The organism is Chlamydiifrater phoenicopteri, assembly GCF_902807005.1.
In the GTDB taxonomy this organism is placed as follows: domain Bacteria; phylum Chlamydiota; class Chlamydiia; order Chlamydiales; family Chlamydiaceae; genus Chlamydiifrater; species Chlamydiifrater phoenicopteri.
On sequence record NZ_LR777658.1, the window covers coordinates 935,459 to 959,648 of the forward strand.

16 protein-coding genes, 1 tRNA gene and 8 pseudogenes are annotated in these 24,190 nt (G+C 42.5%); 8 read left to right on the forward strand and 17 right to left on the reverse strand.

Annotation, left to right across the window (positions count from 1 at the left end; translation table 11 throughout):
* Window positions 1–32 precede the first annotated feature (32 nt).
* Complete coding sequence (locus KJA58_RS04045) at window positions 33–539, forward strand: UvrB/UvrC motif-containing protein (RefSeq protein WP_213358159.1); 507 nt, start codon at window positions 33–35, stop codon at window positions 537–539.
* Complete coding sequence (locus KJA58_RS04050) at window positions 532–1,602, forward strand: protein arginine kinase (protein ID WP_213358160.1); 1,071 nt, start codon at window positions 532–534, stop codon at window positions 1,600–1,602. Before KJA58_RS04045 ends, KJA58_RS04050 begins: the two co-directional genes overlap by 8 nt.
* Before the next feature lie 2 nt (window positions 1,603–1,604).
* Here KJA58_RS04050 and KJA58_RS04055 read toward each other — a convergent pair.
* A tRNA-Thr gene (locus KJA58_RS04055) sits at window positions 1,605–1,677 on the reverse strand.
* 141 nt (window positions 1,678–1,818) lie between these two features.
* On the opposite strand from KJA58_RS04055, the pseudogene KJA58_RS04060 reads away from it, so the two are divergent.
* From KJA58_RS04060 to KJA58_RS04085, 6 genes and pseudogenes are all read left to right on the forward strand, one after another.
* Window positions 1,819–2,736 (forward strand): annotated as a pseudogene (locus tag KJA58_RS04060) (porin); the annotation flags it as partial.
* Window positions 2,737–2,784: 48 nt separating this feature from the next.
* Window positions 2,785–3,744 (forward strand): annotated as a pseudogene (locus KJA58_RS04065) (porin); the annotation flags it as partial.
* Window positions 3,745–3,762: 18 nt separating this feature from the next.
* A pseudogene (locus KJA58_RS04070) lies at window positions 3,763–4,686 on the forward strand (porin); the annotation flags it as partial.
* Between the two features lie 50 nt (window positions 4,687–4,736).
* Window positions 4,737–5,495, forward strand: a pseudogene (locus tag KJA58_RS04075) (porin); the annotation flags it as partial.
* A 12-nt stretch (window positions 5,496–5,507) separates the two neighbouring features.
* Complete coding sequence (locus KJA58_RS04080) at window positions 5,508–5,648, forward strand: hypothetical protein (protein WP_213358161.1); 141 nt, start codon at window positions 5,508–5,510, stop codon at window positions 5,646–5,648.
* Between the two features lie 50 nt (window positions 5,649–5,698).
* Window positions 5,699–6,640, forward strand: a pseudogene (locus KJA58_RS04085) (porin); the annotation flags it as partial.
* Window positions 6,641–6,658: 18 nt separating this feature from the next.
* Here KJA58_RS04085 and KJA58_RS04090 read toward each other — a convergent pair.
* The 16 genes and pseudogenes from KJA58_RS04090 to KJA58_RS04165 all read right to left on the reverse strand — a co-directional run.
* A pseudogene (locus KJA58_RS04090) lies at window positions 6,659–7,561 on the reverse strand (porin); the annotation flags it as partial.
* Window positions 7,562–7,648: 87 nt separating this feature from the next.
* A pseudogene (locus tag KJA58_RS04095) lies at window positions 7,649–8,509 on the reverse strand (porin); the annotation flags it as partial.
* A gap of 73 nt (window positions 8,510–8,582) precedes the next feature.
* On the reverse strand, window positions 8,583–9,593 hold the full coding sequence (locus KJA58_RS04100) for a porin (protein ID WP_213358389.1): 1,011 nt from the start codon (window positions 9,591–9,593) through the stop codon (window positions 8,583–8,585).
* Window positions 9,594–9,642: 49 nt separating this feature from the next.
* Window positions 9,643–11,655, reverse strand: a pseudogene (locus KJA58_RS04105) (secretin N-terminal domain-containing protein); the annotation flags it as partial.
* A gap of 821 nt (window positions 11,656–12,476) precedes the next feature.
* Window positions 12,477–13,991, reverse strand: coding sequence for a serine/threonine protein kinase (locus tag KJA58_RS04110; protein ID WP_213358163.1), 1,515 nt, complete (start codon window positions 13,989–13,991; stop codon window positions 12,477–12,479).
* Between the two features lie 15 nt (window positions 13,992–14,006).
* Window positions 14,007–15,158, reverse strand: coding sequence for a type III secretion system cytoplasmic ring protein SctQ (sctQ, locus tag KJA58_RS04115; RefSeq protein ID WP_213358164.1), 1,152 nt, complete (start codon window positions 15,156–15,158; stop codon window positions 14,007–14,009).
* A gap of 44 nt (window positions 15,159–15,202) precedes the next feature.
* Window positions 15,203–16,039 (reverse strand): DUF5421 family protein, encoded by an 837-nt coding sequence (locus KJA58_RS04120; RefSeq protein ID WP_213358165.1) that lies wholly within the window; start codon window positions 16,037–16,039, stop codon window positions 15,203–15,205.
* A 22-nt stretch (window positions 16,040–16,061) separates the two neighbouring features.
* Entirely contained in the window at window positions 16,062–16,550 is a 489-nt protein-coding gene (locus KJA58_RS04125; protein ID WP_213358166.1) for a type III secretion T3S chaperone, read from the reverse strand.
* 33 nt (window positions 16,551–16,583) lie between these two features.
* Window positions 16,584–17,912 carry a type III secretion system ATPase SctN gene (sctN, locus tag KJA58_RS04130; protein WP_213358167.1) on the reverse strand — a complete coding sequence of 443 codons (1,329 nt, stop codon included), beginning with the start codon at window positions 17,910–17,912 and terminating at the stop codon, window positions 16,584–16,586.
* Window positions 17,913–17,915: 3 nt separating this feature from the next.
* Window positions 17,916–18,596 carry a CT668 family type III secretion system protein gene (locus tag KJA58_RS04135; RefSeq protein ID WP_213358168.1) on the reverse strand — a complete coding sequence of 227 codons (681 nt, stop codon included), beginning with the start codon at window positions 18,594–18,596 and terminating at the stop codon, window positions 17,916–17,918.
* Between the two features lie 64 nt (window positions 18,597–18,660).
* Complete coding sequence (locus KJA58_RS04140) at window positions 18,661–19,101, reverse strand: CdsG family type III secretion system protein (protein ID WP_213358169.1); 441 nt, start codon at window positions 19,099–19,101, stop codon at window positions 18,661–18,663.
* 27 nt (window positions 19,102–19,128) lie between these two features.
* A complete protein-coding gene (locus KJA58_RS04145) occupies window positions 19,129–19,380 on the reverse strand; it encodes a DUF5407 family protein (RefSeq protein WP_213358170.1) in 252 nt (83 codons plus the stop codon).
* Between the two features lie 19 nt (window positions 19,381–19,399).
* On the reverse strand, window positions 19,400–19,648 hold the full coding sequence (locus KJA58_RS04150) for a DUF5398 family protein (RefSeq protein ID WP_213358171.1): 249 nt from the start codon (window positions 19,646–19,648) through the stop codon (window positions 19,400–19,402).
* A gap of 40 nt (window positions 19,649–19,688) precedes the next feature.
* A complete protein-coding gene (gene sctD, locus KJA58_RS04155) occupies window positions 19,689–22,229 on the reverse strand; it encodes a type III secretion system inner membrane ring subunit SctD (protein ID WP_213358172.1) in 2,541 nt (846 codons plus the stop codon).
* Between the two features lie 11 nt (window positions 22,230–22,240).
* Complete coding sequence (locus tag KJA58_RS04160) at window positions 22,241–22,636, reverse strand: type III secretion system chaperone (RefSeq protein ID WP_213358173.1); 396 nt, start codon at window positions 22,634–22,636, stop codon at window positions 22,241–22,243.
* A 442-nt stretch (window positions 22,637–23,078) separates the two neighbouring features.
* Window positions 23,079–24,128: a hypothetical protein gene (locus tag KJA58_RS04165; protein ID WP_213358174.1), complete on the reverse strand. Its 1,050-nt coding sequence runs from the start codon at window positions 24,126–24,128 to the stop codon at window positions 23,079–23,081.
* Between the last annotated feature and the right edge of the window lie 62 nt (window positions 24,129–24,190).

Genomic DNA, 24,190 nt, shown 5'->3' on the forward strand with positions numbered 1-24,190 from the left:
AGAATCCGAAAAGTGGTCTCTCGAAGGATCTTATGGATACAACCGCTGCAAATGTTCCAAAATGTTACCTCTGTCAAAGCGCCGCTACTCTTTGCTTTACTGTTGTAGATAAAGAGAAAACTGTGCGCTCATACGTATGTGCCAACTGTCCTGCTCCAGGTTATTATCAAGCACGTCAAAAACAGTTTCTAGACGATACCAATCCTACAATTCATCTTGAGTGTGGAAACTGTAAGACTGTATGGAATCAAGGATCCGACAAACTATTAATGGGATGCTCTAAGTGTTACGAGAACTTCAAAAATGCTCTAATAATATTCCTTTCTAAAAAGCTCTCTCCTATTTTTCAAAAAGAACTATCAACTGAATCCCTTTATCCAGGAAGGAAGCCTGGAGAAACGACTACAACAAGTCCTATGATCAAGTTAATCGCCCTTAACGAAGCGCTGAAAGACACTTTAGAAAGGGAAGATTACGAACAAGCCGCTCTCTTAAGAGATCAAATTAACCAAATAAAAAATCAAGATTCTCATGAGTGACTGTAATACGACAATGTTTCAGGAATTCTTACAGCAAAAACAAGCTCTCAACTACAATCCAATCTGGTTTGCTTCAACACTTTCTTTATCCAGAAATCTAGCTTCATTCCAGTTCCCTCATAATCTTGATAAGGAACAGCGTTGCGATATCCTAAAGCTAGTCTCTTCCGCCGTTCAAGAGACTCCTGAATTAACAAAATGTCAAACAGTTTCTGCCAAAGAGACCTCGCCTAAATACAAAGAGTTCTTACATGAATACTTCCTCTTTTCTCCAGAAAATCAAGAATATTCAGAAGGTCAAGCTTTTATCACATCTTCAACAGAAAACTTATTGGCAGGCGTTAACTTTGATGATCATTTATTCCTGCATCTCATAGACTTCTCTGCAGAGCCGGAGAACGGATGGCACAAACTGGTATCTTTTGAAACAGCTCTGCAAAAGAAACTTTCTTTTGCTTTTTCTAATAATTTTGGGTTCCTAACAACTAACCCAGAGCTCTGCGGGACAGCTTTTTCTTATAAGGCGTACCTGCATCTGCCGGGTATTTTATACACCAAGAATTCCGAACCTTTCCTGGATGAAAAATCGGAAGTATTATTCCAAAGTTTTCTTCAAGGAACAACTTCTTTCCCTGGAAATGTTGTTACCATCTCCAACCGAAATACTCTTAGATTAACAGAAGAAAATATCCTTTCTTCCATTCGCCTATGGGCCTCTAAGCTTTCTATAGCAGAAACAGCTGCTAGAAAAAAACTTCTTGATGAACAGCCTGATGCTTTATCTGACATATTATCTCGATCTATAGGCCTACTAAAACACTCCGTCCTTTTAGAATTAGAAGAAGCCTTAAACGCTTTAAGCTGGATACAACTAGGTTTCGATCTAGGAAAGATAAAAAGCGCCAGAAACTCATGGATCCCTTTGTTTTGGGCTATACGCAGAGCCCACCTTGCTATTCAGCAAGAAGCCTGTAACCAGTCCAAAGAAGCAAAATACGAGGATATTCCAAGAATAAGAGCCGAATACGTAAAATCCTTCGCCAACGAACTCTCTCTTACCTAAAATGCCCAAAGCCGGGCTTGAACCGACGACCTACGCGTTACGAATGCGTTGCTCTACCAACTGAGCTATTCGGGCCCACAACAATCATAAAACCTAGTTATCTTGTTGGCAAGAAAATGCTTGCCTCCTAGCCTCTCTATTTTATAGAGAGGCTTCCTGTATAAAGGCTTTTCTTACAGAAAAGCCTTTTCCTCTTAAGCCCGCGCTCTCTCTTTACGCGCGGGCTTCTTCGGCGACTACGTCTTCAATAGACTCCTTAAAACTAACGTCCACCCTACTTTCGAGGGAATGGCTGCTGCTCCGACAACTAGTGCTGGAACAGTTACTGAAGCAAAATCTAGACCAAATGTAGCTCTACACAAAAACATGACTCAATCAGAGCTCTATACTAATGCGGGGCACCTCGCTCTCAATATTTGGGATCGTTTCGATCTCTTCTGCACTCTAGGCACCACCAACGCCTACATTAAAGGATCTTCTGCCGCCTTTAACCTTATAGGGCTTATCGGAGCAGCTGACGACCCTGGAAACGCCTCCACCCCCACTCTGCCAAATGCCGATATTACAAACGCTTTTGTAGAGCTGTACACGGACTCTGAATTTTCCTGGAGCATTGGCGCTAGAGGCGCTCTTTGGGAATGTGGGTGTGCCACCCTTGGAGCTGAATTCCAATATGCCCAAGCAAAACCCCAAGTCTCTCAACTCAACGTCGTCTCTAACGTCGCTCAATTCTCCATCTCTCACCCTAAAGGATTTGTTGGGGAGTTTGCCAAACTTCCTCTTCCTTACCTGTCCACTAAAGATCCTGATATGAGTAAAGCCAAGACTGTTTCTGCAAATTATAGCGAATGGCAAGCAGGGATCGCCCTAGCTTACAGGCTCAACTTCATTTCTCCCTACGTCGGTATCAAGTGGGCGAGAGCGAAAATCGATTTCGATGAAGCTTACATCACCCAACCTCAATTAACAGAAGCTGGTCAAAAATTAGACTTAATGACTTGGAATCCTACATTGGGAGGAGATGCTGCGGTGACAACCGACGTTGAGGTATTAACCCAAGTATCCGTCACCTTGAATAAATTAAAGTCTAAGAGATTAGCTTCTCTATTTTTAATAGAGAAGCTTCTTACATAAAGGCTTTTCTGTAAGAAAAGCTTTTCCTCTTAAGCCCACGCTCTCTCTTTACGCGCGGGCTTCTTCGGCGACTACGTCTTCAATAGACTCCTTAAAACTAACGTCCCTCCTACCTTCACTATGTCGGATGACACCACAGATGCTAACGTTGCAAGTAATTTTACAGCAGATCCTAGTTTGCCTAACAAAGCTCTGCACAAAAATATGACTCAATCCGAGCTCTATACCAATGCAGGGTACCTCGCTCTCAATGTATGGGATCGTTTCGACATCTTCTGTACACTAGGCACCACTAACGCTTACATCAAAGGATCTTCTAATGCCTTCAACTTAGTAGGCTTATTGGGAGTAGATCAAGTAGAAACTACGTCTGGTATTGATAAATCTGTTCCCAATGCTTCTATTAGCAATGCTTTCGTGGAGCTTTATACAGATGCTGAGTTTTCTTGGAGTATCGGCGCCAGAGGAGCCCTATGGGAATGCGGGTGTGCTACCCTTGGAGCTGAATTCCAATATGCTCAAGCAAAACCTCAAGTCTCCCAACTCAATGTCGTCTCTAACGTCGCTCAATTCTCTATCACCCATCCTAAGGGATTTGTTGGCGAAGAAGCTAAATTACCTTTACCCACGTTAGGAAGCACTTCTCTTGTACCAGCATTTTCAAAAACAAAATCTATATCTGCAAACTATAACGAGTGGCAGGTGGGGTTAGCTCTAACTTATAGACTTAACTTTATCTCCCCTTACGTCGGCATCAAATGGGCAAGAGCCAAAATAGACTTCGATGGCGCCTACGTCGCTCAACCTCAGCTAGAAGAACAAAAATTTGATTTGTTTACTTGGAATCCAACCTTGTCGGGCTCCGCAGCAAAAGGAACCGAGTTAGCGGATGTGTTAACCAAAGTATCCGTCACCTTGAATAAATTAAAGTCTAGAGAACCAGCTTCTCTATTAAAAATAGAGAAGCTTATACATAGGCTTTTCTGTAAGAAAAGCCTTTCCTCTTAAGCCCGCGCTCTCTCTTTACGCGCGGGCTTCTTCGGCGACTACGTCTTCAATAGACTCCTTAAAACTAACGTTCCCCCTACCTTCACTATGTCTAGCAAGACAGATGCTGACAGCGGAACTGCATCTGATTTTTCAGGGAACCCAGATCTTCCTAACAAAGCTTTGCATAAAAACATGACTCAATCCGAGCTATACACCAATGCAGGCTACCTCGCTCTCAATGTCTGGGATCGCTTCGATGTCTTCTGTACTTTAGGCACTACTAACGCCTATATCAAAGGATCTTCCAATGCTTTCAATCTTGTTGGATTGTTAGGTCTCAATGCCGCAGATAACAATAATGAGGCTTTCCCTAATGCCTCTGTCGGCAATGCCTTCGTAGAACTCTACACAGACGCTGAATTCTCTTGGAGTATAGGCGCTAGAGGCGCTCTCTGGGAATGTGGGTGTGCTACCCTAGGAGCAGAATTCCAATACGCGCAAGCAAAACCTCAAGTCTCCCAACTCAACGTCGTCTCTAATGTCGCTCAATTCTCTATAGACCACCCTAAAGGGTTTACTGGAGCAGAAGCCAAGCTGCCCCTACCTAACAAAGGAACACCCACTTTTGCCCCAAACTTATCAAATACTAAATCTATTTCTGCAAATTATAGTGAGTGGCAAGTAGGGCTTGCTCTCGCTTATAGGCTCAACTTTATCTCCCCTTATGTCGGTATCAAGTGGGCTAGAGCAAAAATAGACTTCGATGGCGCCTACGTTGCCCAACCTCAATTAGATACCGATAAAGATAAATTTGATCTGGTGACCTGGAATCCATCTTTAATGGGATCCGGCACAGATGGAACAAATCAGGCAGATATCTTAACAAAGGTATCCGTTACCTTGAATAAATTAAAGTCTAGAGCACCAGCTTCTCTGTTAAAAATAGAGAAGCTTATATAAGGGCTTTTCTATAAGAAAAGCCTCCCTCTTAAGCCCGCGCTCTCTCTTTACGCGCGGGCTTCTTCGGCGACTACGTCTTCAATAGACTCCTTAAAACTAACGTCCCTCCTACCTTCAAAATGTCCAACCAAACAACCGCCGCAGGAAACGGTAGTTTCACAGAAGCTGTAGTCGCCAACGTAGCCTTGCATAAAAATATGACTCAATCGGAGCTCTATACCAATGCGGGCTATCTCGCCCTCAATATCTGGGATCGTTTCGATCTTTTCTGCACCCTAGGCACCACCAATGCCTACATCAAAGGACCTTCTAACGCCTTTAATCTTATCGGCATGCTAGGAAATACTGATGCTGCTGAAGACGGATCAGACAAAGCCGCATTCCCAAACGCTTCTATTGGGAATGCTTTTGTAGAACTGTACACAGATGCGGAATTTTCCTGGAGTATCGGAGCTAGGGGAGCCCTATGGGAATGTGGGTGTGCTACTCTGGGAACGGAATTCCAATATGCTCAAGCTAAACCCCAAGTCTCCCAACTCAACGTCGTCTCTAACGTCGCTCAATTCTCCATAGACCATCCTAAAGGTTTTACTGGAGCAGAAGCTAAACTCCCATTGCCTACAAAAACAGGAACCTCTTCTCCAGATCTAGCTAAGGCTAAATCTGTAACAACAAACTACAGTGAATGGCAAGTGGGACTCTCTTTAGCATATAGACTCAACTTTGTCTCTCCTTATGTCGGCATCAAATGGTCAAGAGCCAAAATAGACTTCGATGGAGCCTACATCGCTCAACCTTCTCTAGAATAAGAAAAATTTGACTTGATAACATGGAATCCTACTTTAGGAGGAATAAACACTCCTGGAGATGATGAAGATTTCCTCAGAAAAGTATCCGTTACCTTGAATAAATTAAAGTCTAAGGGCTTAGCTTCTCTATTTCTAATAGAGAAGCTTATATAAAGGCTTTTCTTACAGAAAAGCCTTCCTCTTAAGCCCGCGCTCTCTCTTTACGCGCGGGCTTCTTCGGCGACTACGTCTTCAATAGACTCCTCAAAACTAACGTCCTCCCTACTTTCCAAGGAATGGGAGAAGCACCAACAAGCACAGTAGGAACTCCGACAACCCCAACACCCAGAGACAACGTAGCTTTACATAAAAATATGTCTCAATCAGAGTTTTATACCAATGCAGGCTACCTCGCTCTCAATATCTGGGACCGTTTCGATGTCTTCTGTACACTAGGCACCACTAACGCCTACATCAAAGGATCTTCCAACGCTTTCAATCTTCTCGGACTTCTTGGAGCAGAAACAAACGGAACAAATCTGCCTAACGTTTCTATTGGGAACGCTTTCGTGGAGCTTTATACAGACGCTGAATTTTCCTGGAGTATCGGTGCTAGAGGAGCCCTATGGGAATGTGGGTGTGCGACTCTAGGAGCTGAATTCCAATACGCTCAAGCGAAACCCCAAGTCTCCCAGCTTAATGTTGTCTCTAACGTTGCTCAATTCTCTATCACTCATCCTAAAGGATTCGTCGGGGATCTAGCTAAATTGCCTTTACCAAATATTAAAACGCCAACTTTTTCTCCTGACCAAACTTTAGCAAAAGCTATAACAGCAAATTACAATGAGTGGCAGATTGGACTGGCTTTAGCTTATAGGCTTAACTTCATCTCCCCCTACGTAGGCATCAAATGGTCAAAAGCTAAAATAGATTTCGACGGAGCCTTTATTGCTCAGCCTCAATTAGATGCAGACAAAGAAAAATTAGATATGCAGACTTGGAACCCTACTCTATTAGGAACAGCGGCTTCTCCTGGAGCCAATACGGACGTGTTAACTCAAGTATCCGTCACCTTGAATAAATTAAAGTCTAGAAAGTCTACAGGATTCGTCACCGGAGCTACCTTAATTGATGCTGATAAATTTGCAGTAACAGTTGAAGGATGATCTTAGAGTTGTCCACATCTAGATACTATTGCTCTTTCTAGACTTTAATTTATTCAAGGTGACGGATACTTTTGTTAGGACATCTGAGAAGGCATTATTTGTTTCCCCTGCAGCAGCTTCTCCAGCTAAAGTAGGATTCCAAGTATGCATCTCTAATCTTTCTGTCACTAATTGAGGTTGGGCGACGTAGGCTCCATCGAAATCTATTTTAGCTTTTGACCATTTGATGCCGACGTAAGGAGCGATAAAGTTAAGTCTATAGGTTAGAGCAAGCCCTACTTGCCATTCACTATAGTTTGAAGAAATAGGTTTTGCCTTGCTCATATCAGGAGTAAAAGGTGCGGCATCACTTTTATGAAGGGGTAGTTTAGCATTTTCTCCGGTGAAGCCCTTGGGATGATCGATGGAGAATTGAGCGACGTTAGAGACGACGTTGAGTTGGGAGACTTGAGGTTTCGCTTGAGCGTATTGGAATTCAGCTCCAAGTGTTGCGCATCCGCATTCCCAGAGAGCGCCTCTAGCACCAATGCTCCAAGAGAATTCAGCATCTGTATAAAGCTCTATGAAAGCATTTCCTATAGTAACATTTGGCAGGGCATTTTGCGAAATAGCATCACTGGCTCCTATTAGTCCGATGAGATTAAAAGCTGTGGAAGACCCTTTGATGTAGGCATTAGTGGTGCCTAGAGTACAGAAGAGGTCGAAGCGATCCCAGATGTTGAGAGCGAGGTAGCCTGCATTAGTATAGAGCTCTGACTGAGTCATGTCTTTATGAAGCGCTACATTAGATAATTCCGTAGGGGTTTCAAAAGTTGAAGATGCTGCATCTGCAGAGGGAGCAGCAGCCATTCTGAAGGTAGGAGGGACGTTAGTTTTAAGGAGTCTATTGAAGACGTAGTCGCCGAAGAAGCCCGCGCGTAAAGAGAGAGCGTGGGCTTAAGAGGAAAGGCTTTTCTTACAGAAAAGCCTTTATATAAGCTTCTCTATTAGAAATAGAGAAACTAAACCCTTAGACTTTAATTTATTCAAGGTGACGGATACTTTAGTTAAAATGTCTACGTCTGTCGTAGCTTGGATGTTATTCCCAGCTAAAGTGGGATTCCAAGTGAACATATCTAATTTTTCAGTAGTTAATTGAGGTTGGGCGATGTAAGCTTCGTCGAAATCTATTTTTGCTCTTGCCCATTTAATGCCGACGTAAGGAGAAATAAAGTTAAGCCTGTAAGCTAAAGCGAGTCCCACCTGCCACTCATTGTAGTTTGCAGATATAGGTTTTGTTTTTGTTAAATCAGGAGCAAAAGAAGTTCCTCCCACATCTGGTAGAGGAAGCTTGGCTAGATCCCCAACAAATCCTTTAGGATGGTCAATAGAGAATTGAGCGACGTTAGAGACGACATTGAGTTGAGAGACTTGAGGTTTAGCTTGAGCGTACTGGAACTCCGCTCCTAGAGTAGCACATCCGCATTCCCAGAGAGCGCCTCTAGCACCAATGCTCCAAGAGAATTCAGCATCTGTATAAAGCTCAACAAAAGCATTGCTAATATTCGCATTTGGGATATCCGCGCTTGCAGTAGCTTTGCCTATTAATCCAACTAAGTTAAAAGCTGCAGAAGATCCTTTGACATAGGCGTTGGTGGTACCCAGGGTGCAGAAGACGTCGAAGCGATCCCAGATATTGAGGGCGAGGTAACCAGCATTGGTATAGAGCTCAGACTGAGTCATATTTTTGTGTAAAGCTTCGTTTGTTCGTTCTATGAGTACGGTAGTATTAGCTGCTGTGCTTGTAGGAGCCTCGGCCATTTTGAAGGTAGGGGGAACGTTAGTTTTAAGGAGTCTATTGAAGACGTAGTCGCCGAAGAAGCCCGCGCGTAAAGAGAGAGCGCGGGCTTAAGAGGAAGGCTTTTCTTACAGAAAAGCCCATAGTAAGAAGCTTCTCTAATTCTTATAGAGAAGCTCGTCCTCTAGACTTTAATTTATTCAAGGTGACGGATACTTTTGTTAGCACGTCTGCTTGTTCTGTCCCGTCAGTGGCGGTCCCTCCTTGTAGGGTGGGATTCCAAGTAAGCAAATCAAATTTCGCCGTAGAAAGTTGAGGCTGGGCAACGTAAGCTCCATCGAAGTCGACTTTGGCTCTAGACCACTTGATGCCGACGTAAGGAGAAATAAAGTTCAGCCTATAAGCTAGGGCTAGTCCTACTTGCCACTCACTGTAGTTTGTAGATAAGAATTTTGTTTTTGAAAACTCAGGGACTGTAGATGTAGTTCCTGTTGTGGGCAAAGGCAATTTAGCGTCTTCACCAACAAATCCTTTAGGATGGTCGATAGAGAATTGAGCGACGTTAGAGACGACATTGAGCTGAGAGACTTGAGGTTTTGCCTGAGCATATTGGAATTCTGCTCCTAAAGTTGCACATCCGCATTCCCAGAGAGCCCCTCTAGCGCCGATGCTCCAGGAGAATTCTGCATCTGTATAAAGCTCCACAAAAGCATTTCCAATTGAGACATTGGGGAGGGCCTTGTCAATCCCTGAAGCATCTGCATCTTGGTTCCCAATAAGTCCGACAAGATTAAAGGCATTGGAAGATCCCTTGATGTAGGCATTGGTAGTGCCTAAGGTGCAGAAGATGTCGAAACGATCCCAGATGTTGAGAGCGAGATATCCTGCGTTGGTATAGAGCTCCGATTGAATCATATTTTTATGCAGAGCTTTGTTGGGTAGTGTGGAGTCTCCGGAAAAATGTGATGCTGTAGTGGTATCTGCATCTTTAGTAGACATAGTGAAGGTAGGGGGGACGTTAGTTTTGAGGAGTCTATTGAAGACGTAGTCGCCGAAGAAGCCCGCGCGTAAAGAGAGAGCGTCGCACCAAGTGGAGCATGGGTCGCATGGATCTCCGCTAGCACCTTCCCATAATACACCATCTATTAAAAGGCTTGGTTCACCAGGATTTAGTATAAGGGATTATCCCCTAGCTTTCTGCTAGGGGATATGACGTTATTAAGTATTAATGTCTGATATCAAGAACTTTCAGATCGGTATCGGAAGAGACAGGCTGAGGAACTTTCTGACATTCTGGAGCACATCGAGGAGCAACTTCCAAGGAAGCTTTTTCTGCCTCCCAGTTATATCTGTAACCTTCTTTATTGGTTAATAAGGTTCCCTCCTCAAAGCTTGTGATGACCTTAGGTTTAATAAACATCATGATGTTTCTTTTTTGCCTCTGGTCAATTGTTCTGGAGAACAATCCTCTGAGGAGCGGTATAGAACTTAGGACAGGAACACCGGAAGATATCTTAGTCGTCTTATCTCTGATATGTCCACTCATAACAAGGAAACATCCATCGGGAACTTGCAACCTAGTAGAAGCGTAGGTTTTGTCCGTTGTAGGAGTCAGGGTTGCTCCGGCGGAATGAATTTCCGATATTGTCTGTTCTATTTGAAGAGTGACAACATTGTTAGGAGCTATCGTAGAGGTTACAACGAGATTAACTCCGATATCTTCGTACTCTATGTTTTGCGTAACAGATCCAGTTTCCTGGATGACGGTGCTAGTCGTTTGGTAAGGGATCGTTTGTCCCACGAAGAACGAAGCTCTTTGTGTATCTTGAGTCATGATACGAGGATTCAAGACTATGACAGTATCTCCGTCTTGATCTAAAGCGCTAAGAAGGCCTCCCAATGTGAGGAACGACTTCCCTTTATGGCTTAAAACGTTCCCGATAATTCCTAATCCAAATGCAGAGGAAAGATTGACCATATCGGAAAACCCTCCTAACTGACCTGGTGTAGGCAACGGTAATGCTGCCGCTGCAGGAGATCCTGGAGGTACAGCAGCCCTTGATGCAGACGAAATCGTTGGAGAAGGTGGAGCATTACTAAGCAGTCCCGAAGCATATGCCAGCTTGCTTTGCTCATCACCGAGCGCTATCCATTGTACGCCGAAATCCCAAGAATTCTCTAAGCTAGTTTCGAGGATAAGAACTTCTATGTACACCTGCTTTGGAGGAAGATCTAACCCATTAAGAAGACTGACCACTTTATCAACATTGGCCTGATTTCCAACAATAACAATGGAGTTATTGACTTCCAACCACTGCACGCTGTTAACAGTGTTAATGAAATCTTCATCCATAGCGTTGGTGACATACAAATTATCTCCAATATCCTGCAAAGCTTGAGCTATTGCAGCTCCATTTTGATATTTTAATTTGTACATGAAAAAGCGGTTACTCTTTGGACTTACCGTTCCAGGAGTCGATAAATTGCCGATAGGACTCGATACTTCGTCGAAAGTATGAGCCATCTCTGGGACGTCCAAAGATTTCAAAAGCTGAATAGCTTTTGATGTCAATCTTGGGGAAGAAACAATAAATATTTTATTGGTCCCCGGCTGTAAGAATATCTGGAAAGTTTCGTCTTCGGCCATAGCACCAAGAACATCTTGGCAATAACTAATCAATGCTTGAGGATTGGCATAGACGACCTCATAATCTCCCATATCTACGGAAGTTCCTGGGCCATCCAGAGCTGCTAGTAACTCTCCGACTTTATCCACATTCCCTGAAATATCTGATACTATGACATGCCGAGTATTCTCAGAGGCACTAACGATAGCGTCATGTGATAGAAGGGGCTGTATGATGTTGGCTGCAGCGGAAGGGCTTACACTGTATAAGCGAAAGACTCTAGTAACCACCACAGATTCACAATTATCCTTTGCCGTTCCATCTGTGACAACTGTGGACAATTTGGAAATATTAGGATTGCGGTAAATTAAAACGTTATTTCCTTGTTCGACGACTTTCAAATCATGCATCTTCAAAACTTGAAGAAGAATCGTCGACAAATCATCAACAGAAGTTGGATCATGAGAGACAATAGTCACATTGAACTGCAAGTCTTGACTATCAAAAACAAAGTTCGTTCCAGAAATTTTACTGACAAACTGTAATAATTCTATAATAGAGATGTCTTGGAAATTAACTGTATAACCGTTTTCTTTAAGATCATCACAAGAAAGCTGTCTGGCGTTTTCAAAATTGACTGTAGAACTTCTCTCTTTCATCCCCCCATCTTTAACAGTGGTAACTAAAGCCTGAACGCTAGGTTCTTCTCCTGAAGGCTTATTGCCTAGAACTTGCTGAACATTAGCTTTCGCTGCTTCTGCGGCTTTCTTAGCAAGAGCTTGTTTTTCGTCCCAGATTTCAGAAGCAGCCTCGATATCTAACTCACTACTGCGTCCAGAGGAATCTACAAGTTGCCTAGGAGGAAGTTTGGTTGAGACACTCTTACTTGAGGCCATTCTTCCAGCGACTCGTTTCTCCATTGTCTGTTTTTCCAACGCTTGCCCAGCAGACAACTGCTTAGACGCGGACTGTTTGGAAGCAGAACTTCTGCTTAACCCCTTTACTAGAGTTCCATTTTTTGCTGTATGTGCTGTAGGGCTTCCCTCTCCGAAGCTAAATCCTTGCGCTGCTGGCGGAGGGCCGAAAGAATTTGATGATCGTTTACCAGAGCTGCGTATCGTCACTCCAGAAGAAGGCCTTGCTTGAGCCGTCGACGAAGGTGAAGCTACTGATCGTCTAGCAGGAATTTTGTTTGCTGTATTTTTTGAACAAGCAGCGACCAACCCTTCTAGCCCGTTGTCGGCAGGACGACTTCGAGAATGATCTGCACGTATTTCCGAATTTCTTTTGTTTCCTTGAGTTTCTCTGCGAGAACCGTCAAAGCCTAAAGCTGCTGAAGGCAAACAGCAAGCGATAAGAAACGCTCCCATCTGTTGCTTTTGTTTGCGAACGGACCGTAAGACTTTCTTAATAAACTTTGAAATCACGTTTTTCACTGTGTTCTCTTTAAACTAATAAGCGTTCTCGCATCAGAGTCATTCCAAGTCATCCGGGCACTAGTACCCATCATGTCATCCATAACCTGGAACATACTCGTTTGCTCTCTATCTTGCAACTCCAGACATAAGGGAATTGTTAAAAGATTAGAAAAAACATCCTCTTGCCAATTATGTAATATTGCTTCATCTCCTATTTCCCATGCAACCTCGGTTTCCCTAATTTGCTCAGAAGAAATTTTGCCTAAAGGATCTTCGTTTCCAAAAACCTTCCTCACCTTGCCCTTTGAAGAGACAATATGTAACGAAGTCCTACCGCAAGCCACACATGTAAGAATATTATTTGCTGTAGATATTTTAAGCGCTGTCAAAGAAATCCCTCCACTTGGGAACGATGGACGCATGGAAGAAATGAGATCATTAACTTCTCTCACACCTTCTTTCAGAGACAATCTGCTTACAGCACTCCGAAATAAACCTTTTACACAAGCCAGAGGCAAGAGCATTTTTGATCGCGATTCATCCTCAACTTGAGCTAAGACAAAAATATACTCATTCCCTTTAGAGATACTTTCGTAATAAACAGGAACCAACGATGTCTTTTGACGAGAAAGAGCTAACTCCATAGTTGTTGGAGCCAATACTGACTGAGGAGATAACATTTCCAAACTATCGGAAAGGTTTTCATGAAATTCTGTCATAGAATCATAACTACGTCGATCTTTCTCTAAAGCATGCGATTGTTCGTAAGCTTCTATATCAGCTAATAATTCTGCTACTGAAGCGTACCTTGCTGCTGGAGAGGGATGAAGAGCTTTTGCAATAATTTTCCCTATTTCTTCTGGAATCAACGATAGATAAACTTTTCCTAAAGACAGTCTCCCTAAGATAAGTTCATAAGCTATTATTCCTAAGGAATAAATATCTGCGTTATAGGACACTTGCCTTCCAAATTTTTGTTCTGGACTCATGTAAGCAGGTGTTCCGTTCAGGGGAGTGGGGGTTTTAGAAAAATAAATCAGATCAGAAGAAGAAATCCCAAAATCTATCAACTTCACAGTATTGTTACTCGTGATAAGAATATTCTCTGGCTTCAAATCCTTGTGTACGATGTCTCGCTTATGCAGGTACTCAACAACAGAGGCGATCTGTTTCACAATATCCAGAGCTCGGCGGAGAGATACAGGCTCATACAGAATAATTTCTCTGAGGGATCTCCCTCGAACATATTCCATAGCTATGTATAATCCCTTCTCCCACTTCCCATAATTTAACAAACGAACGATACCAGGATGATCTACCTTCCCTACAATTTTTGCTTCTTTCAGGAAACTTTCTACATTTTCGCGATGGAAGACATGTGGAGCTGACAAAATTTTTATAGCAACAGGATGTCCGGAACTTTTCTGCCTAGCAAAAAACACTTTGCTTTTAGTCCCGTCTGCGAGGATCGACTCTATACGATATCCTCCTATCACTAACCCCTTGAAAGAATATGCTTCGCCATCCATGGAAAATCATCTTGATTAAATATCTAAGATTCTAACTCCAAGAACATCTCCTAGTGCAATAATTTCACCTCTTCCTACTTTTGCTCCTTGAACCACCAGATCCACTCCCTGATTTGGGCTAACACCTAAATTCAAAGTACTTCCTGGAGTTAACTTCATAAAGTCTTCAACTGTTAAAGAATATCTGGCAACTTCTACAACTAAATTGATAGGAAGCTTAGAAAGAGCATCTTTACCTTCACCAACATTTTCTTGTGCTGGGGCATTTTCTGGTTGATCTTCCATGTGATTATCCTCCTCCTCTGGGGTGATCGCAGAATATCCAGTAATTTTAAATTCTGTTGAAGTAGCGTCTAAGAAGCGTCCACTAAAGAATTTTCTCTTTTGAATGGATACTAGCGCTCCACACTCTCCTGTTTCTGGATCGAACATACACCCATCAAGCATAACAAACGATCCAGGCACAATCGCTTGCCATTCTTCTTTAGTCAAGCTGCTATGTCCTATTTCTACAGCCATTGTTAACGGTAAAGTTTTGTCTATCTTTTCTGGATCGAACGCTGTGTTAAGTCCTGCAAAGAAGGTCTCACACCCTCCTAATGTTTCTTCTGGGAACAGCAACCTGAAGCGAAACACTTTGCCGTCTAATACACAAGAAATATCGACAACTTGACAATTCTCTTTAACTGCAGAGGAAGAAAATTCTGCGTCACCGGCAACTTTTATTGACATAGAGGGAATCCACTGCAATGTCTGCAATAGATGACTCATCTCCGCAACAAAGTAATAGTGGAAGCCGAGCAGTTTATCTTTCTCGTAGAAATAAGAAGCCAGAGTGCTATCGGAAAAAACAGAAATGATCCACTCCTTGAGGTCTTCTTCTGAAGATACTAAGAAGAAGTTTCCTGGGGTTACTGGCTGTAGAACCATAGGCTGCACGAGGCAGTGTACTCCAAATTCTGCCAACGCTTGCTTGGGATCCATCTTCCCTCGAAGCTCGAAGGAGAGGGAACAAGAATTTTTACCAAACTTTTCCTTTAACAACCGACAACACTCCTCCACAGGAAATATTGGCGGAGCCAAAGATACTTCCTTCCCGCTCAGACCATCTAGGAACTCTTCCCGATGTTTTAACCAACTGACTCCAGGTTCCGTCACACTTGTCATATTAAACCATTATAATGTGCAGCAAAGAGCTGCACATATTTTTCTTACAATTGCACTTCTTGAATTATTTGCTCATCCTTTTGTTGGTCTCGACGATTTCTATCGTTTTGACCATCTTGATCTTTCTCTGAGTCTCTATGCTGTATAGAAGCTGCTATCATGTGCAAAGGGCTTTGAACTTCTTCTCTTGTAGGTAGCTGCACGACTTGACCAGCGACCACCATTTCTCTCAAAACCAGCTGACGCTGTCCTAAGTTTTGAACTAAAGACTGTAAATTCTCTGGATTGCCTAAAACTAGTTCCATAGCCTTCGTTGCTTGGGTCTGATCAGCAAAGTTAGAGAAAGCGACAGAAATACCCTCTCCATCTTTAGTCATTGTTAAATTTGCACCCATAAAAGCTTCGGGAACTTCAGAATTTTCAGAAAGAACCACCTCTACAAGCTGCCCACCTTGAATATCCCCGATGAACATGGAATCAACGGCTTTAACTATGCAGGTTTCCACCCAATCTAGTGAAGAAGCAGAAACCACTACGGAGGAAGTCTCCAGAGAAGCTTCTACGCTTTGAGGAGCGATGATATCCATCATAGTGATCCCGGCTCCTCCTCCTTCGTAAAGAAGACCTTCTTTCCCTTCCTTTTTCTCTTCTTTAGCAGCAATAGAAGCAGGTCCTTCTTCTAGTTTTTTCTCATCTTGATTTCTACGATCTCCTCTAGCGACTTTCCCTTGCTGACGAGAATTAGATCGAGACTCTTGATTTAAAGAAAAAGTTTTAACTTCTCTATTATCTACAGGCTCGGGTTTGTTATTTTTCGTAATACGGGAATCCTTATTACAACTATAAAGAGAGGTATCTCCAGAAGTTTTGTTTAGTTCCATATTACTTTCCCCCTTATCAATCTTAGTGTTTCCTTCGACGCAACTGAAAGAGCAGTTGCCCCATTTCATCTTGTTCTTTTTCTTCCGCTCGCGCTTCTTCCTGCAAAGCCTCTTTCATCCAACTCTCTTTGTGCAGACGAGTTTTTTCTTCCTCTTTTCTTCTTTTAGTCAGATCTGCTTCGGCTTTTTCTAATTCCTTAGCGGCTGCCAGCACAAGCTCTTTTTGTTTTTTAACTTTTTCCTCTTCTTCAGCTAGCTGAACGGCTACTACTTTAATGTACGACTTTATCTTTAAAACTTCTTCGCTAGTCGTTCCTTCATCAAGCTTTTCTCTAAGCTGCTGAATTTTTTGCATATAATGATTTTTAACTTTATCTCGCTCGGCCTCTTTTTCTCTGAGTTTTTCTTTTTCAATTTCTAGTAAACGCCGCTTCTCTTTAACAACTTTTTCCGCTCTCTCTACTCGGTCGCGCTTAATCGTCAGCACAGTTTCCAGAGGATACTTTGGCATTGGCTCTACTCTTTCCCTGGGCTTTTCTTTGCTCTAGCGGAATATTGCTCTCAATTGTTGAGCAGCTTCTTCGTAATTTGTTTTCTCATGCATATCTTGCTTCAAGAAGCGATTTAGTTTATCAATATGGTCTATAGCAAAGTCGACTTCTCTATCTGATCCTCGCTTGTATTCTCCAATACGAATAAGCATTTCGTTAGCCTTATACTTGGCAAGAACTTCCCTAGCTTTCCCTATAATCCTTCGCTGTTCCTCGGGAACGATAGAGGTCAACAGACGGCTGATAGAAGCTAAAACATCTATGGCTGGGTAATGATAAGATTGCGCAAGCGCATTAGAAAGCACTATGTGCCCATCGAGAATAGACTTCACCTCATCAGCGACAGGTTCATTCATATCATCTCCAGCGACCAAGACGGTGTATAACGCTGTTATAGACCCTTTGTCAGAAGCTCCAGCACGCTCCAAAAGTTTAGGCAATGTCGAGAAAACTGATGGCGTATACCCTGCTCGGGCAGGAGGTTCTCCTGCAGCCAGTCCAACTTCCCGCAGAGCCCGAGCGAATCTAGTGACGGAGTCCATCATTAAAATCACAGTTTTCCCTTGGTCCCTGAAGTATTCCGCTATAGCAGTACCTACATAAGCAGCATTTAAACGCAGCTGAGAAGATTGGTCCGAAGTAGAAATGACAATCACAGAACGTTTCATTCCCTCTTCCCCAAGATCTTTTTCTATAAACTCTCTAGCTTCCCGTCCCCGCTCCCCAATCAGCGTAATAACGTTAACATCAGCTTCTTCAGCATTTCTAGCAATCATTCCTAGCAAGGAGGATTTACCCACCCCTGCTCCAGCGAATATTCCCACCCGCTGTCCTCTGGCGATTGTCAACATCCCGTCGATACAACGAACGCCTGTGGATATGATCGTGTCTAATCGTTTTCTTTTGAGGGGATCAGGTGGAGCTCGGAAAATAGGATACACCTCGTCGGCATCAACAAGAGGCCCTTTGGTGTCTAGATCCATGGGCTCTCCCAACCCATTAATGACTCGGCCCAACAGTCCTTGCCCAGCACGGATATGTAAGGGCATTCCTGTAGGAATAACTTCTGACGAAGGGCTTACTCCTGTCAATTCTCCCAGAGGAGATAAAAAGGCAAAGTCTGAGGTAAACCCTACAACTTCGGTAACCAAGGGCTCCATATTAGCCCTTTTTACCAGACACACTTCGCCAACTCGAATATTTGGGACAACAGCTTTGATCAACATTCCCACAACTTCTATGATACGACCAACCATAGAGGTGAGATGAACATCCTTCAACCCGGAAAGGAGGGTGTCAAATTCTGTTGTAAGACCTTCCATAGATTAACCCAACTGCGTTGTCATGATAGTTTTAATACTACTTACAGTCGTTCCAACAATACTGGAGAAAAGCTCGGCTCGTTGAGTAGCTCGCTGCACAGCATATTGAATTTTCATGAAGTTTGCGACACTCTCGGGCTCGCCATTTCTGTCAGAAAAGTATAACAAGGCCCTATTGAGAACTTCCTCACCAGAAGAAATCCAATCAACTACACGTCGAGCAACAGAGCGCTTATCATCCTTATCTTTTTCAGCCTCCTGCAAAGACTGACCAGAATGTTGCGCGATAGCAGCGAGATCTTTATCTATCAAGTTCATGATAGTATTCACAGCTTCTATATGCTCTGCCTGTAACTTTTCCGTTCGCTCAGAGTCGTGCATCTGTAACTTAAAATCATTCAGTCTTCTTTTGAGATTATTGATTTGCTCCTCCAGTTCTGCTGACTGAAGCTCCTCTTCCAACTCTTTATCAACAAGACTGGAATTTCTTTCCCTAATGAGGGACATGAGATCCGGCTTGTCGACAACAGATTTCTCTATAGCCATTTCGGTAGACTTTGAAAGAGAGAAACTCCTTACGTCCTTTCGGTTCGCCTCCTGAGCAGAAGGTTTGCCCACTTCTTCGTTTGAAGAAACTGGTTCCTCAGAATCCATCCCTGTTAAAGCTTTTATCGCATCTATCATGTTGCAACTACTCCGACTCTATACTGAGTCTTTACTCCTAAAGAATCCAAATCTACCAAAAACGCTATCTTAATGGTCCAGTGCTTTTCTTGGCTAAAGCTTCATGCCAATCCATGATGGAACGCGCAAAAGCTTTTGTTGTAGCAACTTCACATTCAGCTAAAATTTTCTCTGCTAAACGGAAGCTATTTTCAAGACTTTCTCGACGCACTTCAAAAGTACTTCCTTGATCTAAAACTATCAGCATATGTGTCAGAGAAAGGAAAGCCTTTATGCTCCAGTTATCTCCTTCTTTCTCATGCAATGCTGCTAATTTTTCTGCAGCTTCTTTCAATTGCATTTTGTGCAGAGCTATTAAAGCTTGCCCTAAATCTTTTGCGTAATGTTCAGGATCTAGAACTCCGAGAGCATCAAATATTTTTCGCGCTCCTTCTTCGTCTCCTTGTTTCATAGCCAACATGCCGCCCTCAAACAAGAGCGCAAAATCTTCTTTAAAACTTTCCATAACCGATTCCTCCTGTTTCCTATGTTATTAACTACCTTTAACAGCTCTTGCCATCGTGATCATTTCTGTATGAACGGCAGTAAGAACGTTAGAAACCGCCTCAACGTATTGCGACAAAATCTGCATACGAAATTGGAGATTAAACATTGTTCCTAGATCAACAGTCCCTTGAGTGGACGTCTCTAGCTCGGTAAGATATTGCTGGACCCCTTGGACATATTTACATATGCCGTCCAACATCTCATTAAAATTAAAGACTGTACAGCTACTACTGGTCATAAAAGTTAGCCCCCTTCAATTACACAATTTTACGGTTGATTCGCCCAAGAACTTTCTGGAGGGCTAAATAACCCGCCAATAGTGTTTGTTTCTTTTCGAAAGAGTCTTTGTCAGCACCCTCTCGAAGCATCGTGTTGAGCACTCGTACTTTCTCTCCGACGGAATTATTCACCTTCTGAGCTTCTGTAGAGTCACTCATAGTAACTTCTAAATCAAAAGATTCTTGTTTATCTTTTGCACTTTTTTTTGTGCTCTCCATATTGAACATAAAAACAGTACCTTTTTTACAAAGCTTTTTATTTAAACGGCTATTTATTGTAGTCAATTTTGTACTTCAACCCGTCTCTCTCTAAGAAGATGCTACTAGGTTGTATGCTTGTGACCGTCATACCATCAATAACGTCTCCTCGAGTAAGGATTTTTCCATTAACCACTACATTAATACTTACATCTCCATACTTGGAATATCCTGTCACTCGGTATCGATTGGGATACCGATGACTGAGATCTATAAGCCCTTCTTCTGCTGGCAACAATACAGCGAAATTCTTAACGACACGAACACCGGACATTTCACCTAATTCCTGGATAACGGAACGGAAACGTTCATTTTCACTATTGTTTACGTAACCAGTTAAAATGAGCTCTCCATTAATGAAAGACACTTGGATATTTCCAAAGCCATTCTGCAATAAACGTCCTTCTATGGATTTAAGCATGATATTTTCTACTATAACACTGTTGTCTAACAAAGACAGATACTGGAAGTGCAGATTTAGGTAATCGGTAAGGCAAGCTGCTTGCTCTTCCGTTTTAACATAACCCGTTAGAACAAAGCGCCCAGGCTCAGGGGAACTCATAGAGATTCCTTTAAATTCTGGACGCTTCGAAAGAAGAATATTCATCTCTTGCCAGACAGCTTCATCATCTATTACATTGTCATCGATAGATTTAACAAAAAAGAGAGCGTCTATCTTGTACATCAGCTCACTTTTTTCTATACCATTTTTGACATGTCCAACAAGGAACAATTGTCCATTATTTTTATTAAAGGTGTATCGAACCCCAGGGAAAAGTTTTGTAACCCCATCTAAATCTGTTTGAAAGTCTATATTCTCTATTGGGATAACTTCTTTAGAATGGAAAAGGGATGCTGTTCCTATCCCAAACAGGATAGCTAATCCTCCAATAAACAACGTAAGGATGAACGTCCCTGTTGGCAACGTAGCCTTTTTAGCCGCCTCCTCCTCCAAACGAGCCTCTTCCATGGGATCTACTTCAGGATCCTGCCTGCCGAATAGCCCATAGTTCTCCGGGGAAAAACTAGCAACGATAGTCTCCGCGGGAGCTTGCTGGTCTATCAAAAGAAACAGCGTCGTTCCCAAAGCTACTACCATGTTTGCCGAAACAGATGAGTTGTTTTCGATCTTTCGTCCCTCAACAACAACTCCATTCTTACTACCCAGGTCTTCAATAGTGATCGCGCCTTCATTCCCAACAACAAGTTTTGCGTGTCGATGCGAAACGCTGGTATCATCGAATACTATATCACAAGCATCAGCACTAGATCCTATAACATACTCTTTGCCTGCATCGAGATGAAACTCTGCACCAATATTTGCTCCGGCAAGAACTTTTAATAAAAATCTTGAGGGCCGAGACAAATCTACAGTGACATCTCCACTAGAGCTATCCAATTCTGCTGGGAAAATTCCTTTATCAAAGTCAAAAAGATCTTGAACATCAAAAGGTGCTAACACTTTAGGCTTGTTTTCCGCTGTCGGAGCCGCAGATTCTTTCTGTTGTTCTTCGGAAGCCCCATCACTACCATTAGTTTGATCAGCAGGCTTGCCTTCTTTTTCCCCTTCTTCAGAGGCTGAAGCAAGCTCTTCTCCTTCAGCATGTGTTGCTGAATTTTCTTCTACCTTTTCTTCTTGTGCCGGGGCGGCAGCAGCCTCTACATCAGACTTTTCACTCTGAACAGCGTTTTCCCCCTCTTTAAGAGGTTTCTGCTCAACAGAATTTGCCTTGTTAGAAGCGGCCTCTCCCTCTTTTATTTTCTCTGCTTCACCTTCTTTTGGCTGAGATTCTGCCTTCTGATCAACAGGGGTTGCTGCAGAATTATCTTCCAACTTACCTTTACCTGTTCCTTTTTTATCCTCAGGACTGCCCCCTTCGCCATCTCCTTGAGAATCTTCTACACCGCTGGGACTCTCTTTGTTAGAATTCTCCTCAGCAGGTTTTTGTTCTTTCGGCTGGGCACCTTTTGGATCCGCCTCTAAGTTTTCTGAATTATTCGGAATCTCTACCATTTTTTCTGGTTTGTCTGCATTTTTGGCTGAAGCAAGAAACGCTTCGGAAAGCGCTTGATCTTTCTCTGTAAACTCCTGAGGGGATTCGGATGCCTTGTCTTCTTTTTTCTTTCCCCGGCCTCCACTTTTCTTCTCGGAAGAACCTTTACTCTCTTTTTTCGCCCCTTTAGGTGGAGCAGCAGGAACATTCTCTGTTTCCCCGAATTCAAAGAAAAATGCTTCGTTAAAATCTTCTTCTTTTTCAATGAAAAACGAATACGTATTACTTCCCAACACTATGAGATCAGAGTCTTTTAAAGGCGCTGTCTCCGCTATAGACGCCCCATTAACAAGGACCTCCTTAGAAGAATCCATATTCTTGATGTAATAAACATCTCCTTCTTTATAAATCAATGCTTGGCAAGAGGCCAATCCAGAGTCTTCAATAGCGATATCACTTTGCTTTGCATCTTTCCCGATAGACCAATTATCTCCTTCTTCAAGAGATAAGACCATACCAGACAAAGGTCCTTTGCTAACTACTAACCTTACCGCCATACCTTTCTTACCTATCCGCTTTTGGCCAATGACAAGCTATCTCGCCAAGATTCTGAATAATTCACAAACGATTCCACGCCGCGCACAAAGTCCTCGTAAGAAATATCACCAGGAAATTTCTTTACAAAGACGACATTTTCCTCAGGGTCTAGCCCTAGGGCTGCCCCGCCTGTTTCCCTCCCAAACAAATTACCCACCATCATTTCCAGGTGAGCCTTTGCTTGGTCTGCAGAAGCGGCTAACGTTCCAAAGGAAACCATTAAAACGATGTTATTGTCAGCATTTTGATATGCCCGCACGCGCGTCTTCTCTCCTACGGGGAACACAAAAGCTCCTTCAGCATCCAGCTCCGTTTCAGAAGAGACGCCCAAATACTGGGCTAAACTTTTTACCAATTTTTCCAACATACAGCTTCGCCATCGGGCCGTCTTCTCAAGACTCAAAGCTCCTGAAGAAGCAGAGAAAAATGTTCCTCAAAAAAAACACAAAGAACACCCCTCGTCAACCACCACCATCTTCTTTTTTCGACTTAACACTGAGTTATGCCAACAAAAAGGTTAAAATTAAAAAGGATTTCTTCTGTCTTTATTAGCATTTTAATTTTGTCTGTTTTATGTTTTTAATAATAAATAACAAACGACTCTTGCGATAACAAGACCAAAAAATGCTTTTTTTACATGAGCATTGTTCTCCTAATGAAAATCCAGACTTGCGCCTAAGCGCCCACTAAATATTAATAAAAACTAAGAAAACAAATCCCCCGCAGGCTCAAGATCAACCCTATGCGCCCAGGTGTTAGGGTATTTTCGGAAAACGAATATGTCAAGAGATGAATTAGATTCAAGACTATCAACAGCTTACAACCTCTTCCTCATACGTCAAATTATAAGATCCCACAGACTGCCCAGAAACTCTTTCTAAAAAAAAGTTCCAATATTTCTCTGCAGACAAGGCCAAAAATTTTTCTGCTAATTTTTTTTTCTCTAGTCCCTCCTTTGACATAGAAAGTGAATATATTTTACTATTAATGACCTCCATATCAAAAAACTTTGCCCCTTTCGAACCTCTACCTAAAGAAACAACGCTAGGAACACTCAAATCCACAATTATTCTTTCTGGAAAAGAAAACAACCCTTCTAAAAGATTTGGAGTTTGAGAAAAATCAGTAGTAGTCCCAAAAACAACTACCTCATAATTATCAAAAAAAGACAACTGCCGCCTGGAAATAATTTTTACGCTTCTTGCCGAAGACACGGAATCCGAACAAAAAATAAAATTCGATCGTCCATGCCTCCTAAAAAAAGAAGCTATTTTACAATTTATTGTCGAATAGCCGACAAAAACTATTTTTGCATCAAGGGCTTTGTGTTCCAACAAACTATAAACCACAGCTTCTGTTGTAACCTGTCCTCCTTGCAATACTTTTCCCGATCGAAAGGCTTTTCCTTCTTTTAACGCTTTCTGGAAAAGGTAATGCAAAGCTGACGGTATCCTCCCTTTTTTTATTGTTTGGGCGTATGCTCGCTTCACTTGGCCCTGGATTTCCGTTTCACCCAAAACCACACTATCACACCCTGCAACAACTTTAAACAAATGCGTATAACAATCTAGCCCAAAATGAATATACCCAAGGGGAAGAGCTTCGTCATCCGTACAACGGTTGTTCTCCCAACACATTCTCAACCCGAGAAAATGAATTTCCTTCTGGAATTCTGACAGCAGAGAGGAATATTCTACGTTCGTGCAAAAATATAACTCAGCCCGATTACAAGTAACAAGAAGCACAGAAGAGCCAGAGAACTTCCGCTCCTCACTCAATCGGCAAAAAAAATCTATGACCGTTTCCCTATCCTTCGAAGAAGCTAAACGGTAATTAATGCCAAAAACTCCGACACTCATTCTTTATCCTAAACAGGAAGTTCGATCAAAACCACAACAAACCCAGAGAAAGTCCTGCTGTA